The sequence below is a fragment of the Candidatus Photodesmus katoptron Akat1 genome (genome assembly GCF_000478685.1).
Taxonomy (GTDB): Bacteria; Pseudomonadota; Gammaproteobacteria; order Enterobacterales; family Vibrionaceae; genus Vibrio; species Vibrio anomalopis.
This window is the reverse complement of record NZ_AMSD01000004.1, coordinates 1-5079: the sequence shown is the minus strand read 5'-3', so window position 1 is coordinate 5079 and position 5079 is coordinate 1. Positions and strand designations below refer to the sequence as shown.

Below are 5079 nucleotides of genomic sequence, written 5' to 3'. Positions count from 1 at the left end.
CTAGGCATTACTCACCCGTCCGCCGCTCGACAACCAATTATCCTTTTAAAAAGGATAGCTGTTGTTTCCGCTCGACTTGCATGTGTTAGGCCTGCCGCCAGCGTTCAATCTGAGCCATGATCAAACTCTTCAATTAAAGCTTTTGTTATCAAGGTAATTGCTTAATGAATACTCAATACATCAAAAAAATGTAAACCAACATTAGTTCCTATCAATTAAATAAATATCGATCGTTCCCTTTGTTGTTCACTAAACAAGCCTTTAAGACTGTTATCAAATAAGTGCTCACACAGATTAATAGATTTAATGTTATTAAAGAGCTTGCTTTCTTCTTTTACTAGAAAGAATCAAACATTCTAGCTAGATCCAACTCTGTGTCAAATACTTTTTATAAAATTTATATATGTAAATAAATTACTTTATTTAAAATAGCTATTATATGTTTTTTAGCTTCTGAATTACTGCCTTTGTATGAGGCTTTATCCCTCTCCAAAATAGAAAACTCTCAGCAGCTTGCTCTACTAACATTCCTAAACCATCGTATATATGAATTACATTATTAATTTTAGCCCATTGATTAAAACAACTGATTCTATTTTGATAATTCATATCATAACTTATTGTTTTTGAATTAAATATTCTAGGAGAAATTTTTGGAATTTCTCCTTTTAAACTTGCTGATGTTGAGTTAATGACAAGATCAAAACTATTATTAAGGTTATTGAAATTATATGGCAAAACATTACCATATAATTGAAATTTTTTTGCTAATTGTTCTGCCTTACTTAAAGTTCGATTAGCAATAACAATTTGCATCGGATTTCGTTCTAATAATGGCTTTAAAACACCCTGTGCAGCTCCACCAGCACCAATCAATAGTATATTTGCTTTTTTTAAAATAACTGACTGAGATAATAAATCTCTTACTAATCCTTCACCATCAGTATTATCACCTAATATTCTACCGTCATCAAGTTTTTTTAATGTGTTTACTGCACCTGCAAATTGAGCACGTTTAGTTAATTTATCTGAAAATTGGAAAGCTTTTTTTTTAAAAGGCAAAGTGATATTACAACCTTTTCCTCCTAATTTAAAAAAAGTCTGTATGACTTTAAAAAAACTATTGATTGGGACTAAATTAGCAGTATAAATGATATCTTCTTTAGTTTGCTCCATAAATAAACTATGAATCAATGGTGATTTACTATGTTTAATTGGATTACCAAATACTGCATAAGCATCAGGTTGTTTGAAAGAGTTCATTGGATTTAAATAAAACAAAATAGATTAACCTTAATGAAAAAAGTATCTATTTTTTATTAACTTATCTAAGTTGCATAAAAGTTTTTGCATCAAAAATTTTACTTGGTTTATCTTGATTGCCAGTTTCTTCATCTAATATAGTAAATATTTTTTTACCAAATTGCTTTTTGATATCAACACTTTTTATGCACGGTTTTTGCCCTGTTAAATTGGCACTTGTTGAAATTAATGGTTTACCAAATTTACAACATATCTTTTTTACTGTTGGATGATTACTAACCCTTACTGCAATCGAATTAAATTGACCAGATAATAAATTAGAAACTAAAGAACTCGATGGCATAGTCCATGTAATAGGACCTGGCCAAGTTGCATGTATCTTTTTAAGTTGAGCTTGAGTCAATTGAGTTTCATCTATATAAGGTAACAATTGTTGATAGGAACTTGCTACTAAAATTAATCCTTTGCTAATTGGACGTTGCTTTAACCAAAGCAATTTTTGAATAGCTTGAAGATTATCGGGATCGCATCCTATCCCAAATACGCTTTCAGTTGGATATGCTACAATCTTTCCTTTTTTTAGACCTTTTAATAATAGGTTTAAATTACTCATAAGGATTTCTAATATATGAAAACTAATTGATTTATAAATAACAAAATACTTATTTCTATAATCTATGTACTGATGTTTTTTCTAGAAACAAAGAATATGTATAAATGTTTTCCTATTCTTCTTTTCATATCATATAATACACTAAACTAGTTAATATTAGTACTGGTAATTAATTTAAAGGAATTTATAAATGAAAGTTAGTGTTATTATGGGTTCTAAATCTGACTGGCCGACGATTAAATTATCAGTAGATATACTTAAGCAATTTCATATTAAACATGAAATGCGAATCATATCTGCACATAGAACACCACAATTTTTAGCTGACTACGCAAATACTGCTAAAGAACGAGGAATCAAAGTAATTATTGCAGCAGCTGGTTATGCAGCGCATCTTCCAGGAATGATAGCAGCATTTACAAGTCTTCCTGTAATTGGAGTACCAATTCAATCCAATGCACTAAAAGGTCTTGACTCTTTACTTTCCATCGTACAAATGCCAAAAGGGATTGCAGTTGGTACAATGGCTATTGGAGAAGCAGGAGCAATGAATGCTGGAATTTTTGCAGCACAAATTATAGGCACATTTAATGAACAGATCATGAATAAAATTCAATTATTTCGTAAAAAACAAACTGAAAATGTACTATTAAATCAAGACCCAACAAAGGATTAATAATTATATGCGTGTTTTAATAATAGGAGCAGGGCAACTTTCACGTATGTTGTCTTTAGCAGGCGGACCTTTTAATATGAAAATTTCAGCATTTGATTTGCATACTCAAAGTGTAATTCATCCATTGACTCAAACACCCGTATATTCTAGCTTGATTGAGGCTATAAAACAAACTGATGTAATTACTGCTGAAATTGAAAATATTTCTTATGAAGTTTTAAACCTTTGTGAAAAGAGCGGAAAATTCCTACCAAATATGCATATGATTAAAGTTGGAAAAGATCGTCGTATTGAAAAAACTTTGCTAAATAAGCTTAACATTAATAATCTTAATTATAATATTATTAATAAAAAAAATGACTTAAAAAACGCAATTAAACAAATTGGATTTCCTATGGTATTAAAAACGGCCTTAGGTGGATACAATGGAAAAGGTCAGTGGTATTTAAAAAAAGCAGATGATATTAATGCTACTTGGAACATGTTAGAAAAATGTATTAGGATATCATCAGAAAATAAGCAATCTATCATTGCAGAAAAGCTCATTTCTTTTGAACGAGAACTATCTTTAATTGGTGCAAGAGGAAAAGATGGTACTAGTGTGATTTATCCTTTAACAGAAAACATACATACCAACGGCATATTAAATTTGTCAATTTCAATTAACAATTTAGAACTTCAACAACAAGCTAAAAAAATATTTATTAGCATTACAAATAAACTACAATACGTGGGAGTTTTAACTATTGAATTTTTTGAATTTAATGGCCAGTTGTTAGTTAATGAAATTGCTCCACGAGTACATAATTCTGGACATTGGACTCAACAAGGAACAGAAACTTGTCAATTTGAAAACCATTTACGTGCAGTATGCGGAATGCCTTTAGGAAGTACTAAATTGCTTCGTTTTACATCAATGATTAATATACTAGGTATAGATTCTTTACCTGATGAAATACTGGCTTTAGATACTTGTCATATACATTGGTATGGAAAAAAGAAACAACCTTCTCGAAAAATGGGACATATAAATGTTTCTGCTAACGATATTGATACAATGTACTATAAGCTTCGTATTCTAGCTAGATCGCTTGATAAAAATATTTTTTCTGCTTTACATAAATTTATTGAAAAGCAATCTATTAAACAATAAAAATCAATCATCTATTAAACTAATATAGGCTGGTCTTTTAATACATATTTTTTCGGGTTGTTGTTCCTTATCTATTAGCATCAGCAGATCTTTTATAATCATTCTATTATAAATTACTTTACCTAAAAAAACAGCGTATATATTTTCAGATGCTGTTCCGAAAGAAAAATTTTCTAACCCTGCAAATTCAATTTTATTATACTGTTTACCTGAGCAAGTATGAAATACAGCTCCATCCCAAAAACCTTGAATTAACTGCAAACCCTCTTTAGCTTTTCTTTCAACTTTATTTAACATCGCATTTGCTTTTTTTTGGTAGGAAAATAATTCTTTTTGAGTCAATGGAAAAATTTTTTGATCTAAACGATAATGCTGATATACGGCACTCCCCTTCTGATTAAAACGAAGGTGAATATAATAAGGTACTAATTCCTGAGTTGCTTTTAATTTTTCACCTTTACGAATTAATTCCCTAAGTACTCCATCAGTCCAAAGATAGTCAGTTTTATACCAAGTATTATTACCAAAATCTAAATAATCAGCTCCTGATTTTAATTTTGAAGACTTTTTAGTATACCAATAAAAACTCAAAACATTTTGAACTAACTCACCAGTAGTATATTGAGTTACATTAAAATTAAACACTGAAGGAAATAAACAACCAAAGAGAAAAGTTGATAATGAAAAAAAAATATAGCGCATGTTGATATTACTTTTAAGATAACTAAACAATTAATCAAACTAACAATTTTGGAAGTATTTTTTTTCAATATTAAAGCAATTAATTATAGCATGGCAGGGGTGGAGAGAATCGAACTCCCAACAAGCGGATTTGGAATCCGCTGCTCTGCCAATTGGAGCTACACCCCTACATTAATAGCACCTTATGGAGAAAAAAGTAATTTTTGGCGGAGTGGACGGGATTCGAACCCGCGACCCCCGGCGTGACAGGCCGGTATTCTAACCAGCTGAACTACCACTCCCTCCAAAATTATAAGCCTGGCAATGTCCTACTCTCACATGGGGAAACCCCACACTACCATTGGCGCTGCTGCGTTTCACTTCTGAGTTCGGTATGGAATCAGGTGGGTCCACAACGCTATAGTCACCAAGCTAATTCTTTTATACATTAGAAAACTGAATAAACACCAAAACTACTTAGGGTTGTATGGTTAAGCCTCACGGGTAATTAGTACAGGTTAGCTTAACATTTCACAATGCTTATACACCCTGCCTATCAACGTCCTAGTCTTGAACAACCCTTCAGGACAACATATGTGCCTGGGAAGACTAATCTTAAGGCTCGCTTCCCGCTTAGATGCTTTCAGCGGTTATCGATTCCGAACTTAGCTACCGGGCAATGCATCTGGCGAT

General features: G+C 31.5%; 5 protein-coding genes, 2 tRNA genes and 3 rRNA genes. 2 read left to right on the top strand and 8 right to left on the bottom strand.

Annotated features, from left to right (window positions below):
- From O1U_RS04605 to tsaC, 3 genes are all read right to left on the bottom strand, one after another.
- A 16S ribosomal RNA gene (locus O1U_RS04605) occupies positions 1 to 136 on the bottom strand; the annotation flags it as partial.
- 299 nt (positions 137 to 435) lie between these two features.
- Positions 436 to 1263, bottom strand: a complete 828-nt coding sequence (gene aroE, locus O1U_RS04600; RefSeq protein ID WP_016504214.1) for a shikimate dehydrogenase — start codon at positions 1261 to 1263, stop codon at positions 436 to 438.
- A gap of 61 nt (positions 1264 to 1324) precedes the next feature.
- Positions 1325 to 1876 (bottom strand): L-threonylcarbamoyladenylate synthase type 1 TsaC, encoded by a 552-nt coding sequence (gene tsaC, locus O1U_RS04595; RefSeq protein WP_016504213.1) that lies wholly within the window; start codon positions 1874 to 1876, stop codon positions 1325 to 1327.
- A 190-nt stretch (positions 1877 to 2066) separates the two neighbouring features.
- On the opposite strand from tsaC, the gene purE reads away from it, so the two are divergent.
- Both purE and O1U_RS04585 read left to right on the top strand, forming a co-directional pair.
- Positions 2067 to 2552 carry a 5-(carboxyamino)imidazole ribonucleotide mutase gene (gene purE / locus O1U_RS04590; protein ID WP_016504212.1) on the top strand — a complete coding sequence of 162 codons (486 nt, stop codon included), beginning with the start codon at positions 2067 to 2069 and terminating at the stop codon, positions 2550 to 2552.
- 7 nt (positions 2553 to 2559) lie between these two features.
- On the top strand, positions 2560 to 3705 hold the full coding sequence (locus tag O1U_RS04585; RefSeq protein ID WP_016504211.1) for a 5-(carboxyamino)imidazole ribonucleotide synthase: 1146 nt from the start codon (positions 2560 to 2562) through the stop codon (positions 3703 to 3705).
- A gap of 3 nt (positions 3706 to 3708) precedes the next feature.
- Here the strand turns inward: O1U_RS04585 and O1U_RS04580 are convergent, their stop codons facing one another.
- The 5 genes from O1U_RS04580 to O1U_RS04560 form a co-directional block, all read right to left on the bottom strand.
- Positions 3709 to 4407, bottom strand: coding sequence for a DUF1481 domain-containing protein (locus O1U_RS04580; RefSeq protein WP_016504210.1), 699 nt, complete (start codon positions 4405 to 4407; stop codon positions 3709 to 3711).
- A gap of 91 nt (positions 4408 to 4498) precedes the next feature.
- Positions 4499 to 4575 (bottom strand) — tRNA-Trp (locus O1U_RS04575).
- A 36-nt stretch (positions 4576 to 4611) separates the two neighbouring features.
- A tRNA-Asp gene (locus O1U_RS04570) sits at positions 4612 to 4688 on the bottom strand.
- A 14-nt stretch (positions 4689 to 4702) separates the two neighbouring features.
- Positions 4703 to 4818, bottom strand: a 5S ribosomal RNA gene (gene rrf, locus O1U_RS04565).
- A 55-nt stretch (positions 4819 to 4873) separates the two neighbouring features.
- Positions 4874 to 5079 (bottom strand): 23S ribosomal RNA (locus O1U_RS04560); the annotation flags it as partial.

Excerpts from the sequence above, each read along its gene's own strand:
- O1U_RS04585 (WP_016504211.1), top strand. The coding sequence starts at position 2,560 with ATGCGTGTTTTAATAATAGGAGCAGGGCAACTTTCACGTATGTTGTCT.
- O1U_RS04580 (WP_016504210.1), bottom strand. The coding sequence starts at position 4,407 with ATGCGCTATATTTTTTTTTCATTATCAACTTTTCTCTTTGGTTGTTTA.
- tsaC (WP_016504213.1), bottom strand. The coding sequence starts at position 1,876 with ATGAGTAATTTAAACCTATTATTAAAAGGTCTAAAAAAAGGAAAGATT.
- purE (WP_016504212.1), top strand. The coding sequence starts at position 2,067 with ATGAAAGTTAGTGTTATTATGGGTTCTAAATCTGACTGGCCGACGATT.
- aroE (WP_016504214.1), bottom strand. The coding sequence starts at position 1,263 with ATGAACTCTTTCAAACAACCTGATGCTTATGCAGTATTTGGTAATCCA.